At 33.4% G+C, this 2,023-nt stretch carries 4 protein-coding genes; 2 read left to right on the top strand and 2 right to left on the bottom strand.

Annotated features, from left to right (window positions below; translation table 11 throughout):
* Positions 1 to 537 (top strand): hypothetical protein (locus ASE55_RS20265; RefSeq protein ID WP_157844628.1); only part of this gene is annotated, 537 nt, incomplete at its 5' end.
* A gap of 691 nt (positions 538 to 1,228) precedes the next feature.
* On the opposite strand, the gene ASE55_RS20260 is transcribed toward ASE55_RS20265, so the two are convergent.
* A complete protein-coding gene (locus ASE55_RS20260; protein WP_157844627.1) occupies positions 1,229 to 1,405 on the bottom strand; it encodes a hypothetical protein in 177 nt (58 codons plus the stop codon).
* 51 nt (positions 1,406 to 1,456) lie between these two features.
* Between ASE55_RS20260 and ASE55_RS20445 the strand changes: the two genes are divergently transcribed.
* Positions 1,457 to 1,624: a hypothetical protein gene (locus ASE55_RS20445; RefSeq protein WP_185116271.1), complete on the top strand. Its 168-nt coding sequence runs from the start codon at positions 1,457 to 1,459 to the stop codon at positions 1,622 to 1,624.
* A 52-nt stretch (positions 1,625 to 1,676) separates the two neighbouring features.
* Here the strand turns inward: ASE55_RS20445 and ASE55_RS20255 are convergent.
* A partial coding sequence (locus ASE55_RS20255) for a transposase (protein ID WP_410493001.1) occupies positions 1,677 to 2,023 on the bottom strand: 347 nt, incomplete at its 5' end.

The following is a 2,023-nucleotide window of genomic DNA, read 5'->3' as shown; positions in this document are numbered from 1 at the left end:
AAAATAAATAAACAATATTTAAAATCGGAAAATTTAATTGTTTTTATTGAAACAAATCTTAAACGTTATGCAATTTTGCCCGATGATTTTTATTGGTGTCACTCAAAAATAAATATTAAAAATCCAAATTATAATGAAAGTGATTTTTGGATGATTGAAAATTTACAAAAACTGAATAAACATAAAAAAAATATAATTCCTAAAAAGATTGAAATATTTACAAATAATGAATATTTTATCAATGAAAGCACAAAAGTTAAAAATTCCGAGCTATACAGTTTTATAATTTCGAAAAATAATACTGCCTATATTAACAATCAAAAATCGTATTATTTATCAACTAATGGACACAATCTAAAAGATTTAAGAGAATATGATTCAATTAGGATAGAATTTACAAACCTTTTAGAGAGGCAACTTAAAGTAAAAATTATTTATAAATCTTCGGCAGATTATAAAGTCAAAGAAGAAATATTTACTTTTCATTTTGAAAATAAAAAATGGAAACTTATTAATCAAATGAAGAATGTCACATAGAAGGGTTTTACAATAATGAGGGAACTTCAAAGTTCAACGGCACTTTTCGATTGAAATTTTGTACAAAATTGAAGATTTTCGCTTCGATTGCCCTACCATTGCAAAGCCCCGAAACATTATTGATAGATGAAATTAAATCTCAAAAAACGATTAATAAAAAATGGTTTTCTATCAGTTTTTTTAATTTATAAGTAGGACTTGTGGTCTTAGACGCATCCTTCCTGCTGATACTCTTAAGTTTTCACCGTACTTTGCCTTACAGGATTCCAGATGTTTTTTCCGACTGTTAATAATAACTTCTGATACATTGGGGTGCATATTTTATACTTCGTAAAAAATGGTCCCGGGATCTTCTGCAGCTTTTCTTTTTGCGAACTAAGAATTAATCCTGGCGCGATATCCTGACAAGGTTTAGTTCGACAAATCATTCCGGATCAGCGGTTGGCCAGCTGCCTCCGAAACCATTTTTACGAACTAAAGCGGAACCGGCTCTGGGACACTGGTGCCCAGGCTTTTCCCCGCCACGTTCAGAGTCCCTCAGGCCGGTGGGCTTTTTTTATTTGGTGAGTTTCAGAAGTGAAAGCGCAGTTAAGGTTTTTCTGTATTGCTCCCGTTGATAAAGACCCTTGCTGTCTTCCAGCTGCGTAAGCGGTGTTCTGTTTTCCTTATGCAAATTTGAAAATTCATATTCCTAGAAATTCTTTCCTGTAAGAATTGACGGTTTCCGGAAAAACTTTTCTCTCCGCTTTGCTGCAATAAAACTTTCCCCGGACCCTCCGACAATTCTTACCCCGACACCCAGCGGCAGGCCGCCCCATTTTTGGGCCTCTCGTCTGCAGTTGGGAAATATCGGGATTGAGTCTATCATTTTTCAAAAAAAGGAATGGAAAACTTAATTTCCAAAAAACCGAATTGGAAAATGAGAAAAATCAAACCCCTCTTATACGAAGCAAGAATACAGCGGTCTTTGACATCAACGGAAAAAGCAATAACACAGAAAATCAAAACTACTTATGCTTTCACTTCAGAAGACTTTCACCCGGAAGAGTCCGACAAAGTTTCCTCGAACCAAAGCAATAAACACTAAAACAAAATCTAAAATAATATAACAACTAATTAAATTATATAATAGAAGTTGTTTAAACTTTTAATTTTTTAATTAGTGTTAAGGAGAATGCCAAAAAGTGCATAGCCTTCCATGTAATATCCAATGTTTCAAATCTTATCAGCAAAGCCTTAAAGCCGTCTAACCAGGCATTTGCCTGCTCTATTTTAAATCTGCTTTCATATAGTTTTTCATCAAAATAGTAATCATTATCTACTGCTTTCCTATTTCGGGGATTGATTTTGATGTTGCCCGTTATTTCCTCCATTTCTAATTTCTGTTTTAAATTTTTACTGTCAAATCCAGAATCCGCATTCAGAAAAAGACCTTTATGAGAAATTTCCGCTTCGGACAAAATTTCAATAATCTCACCCATAATGT

The sequence above is a fragment of the Chryseobacterium sp. Leaf201 genome (genome assembly GCF_001421435.1).
In the GTDB taxonomy this organism is placed as follows: Bacteria; Bacteroidota; Bacteroidia; order Flavobacteriales; family Weeksellaceae; genus Chryseobacterium.
This window is presented reverse-complemented; position numbering and strand designations above follow the sequence as displayed.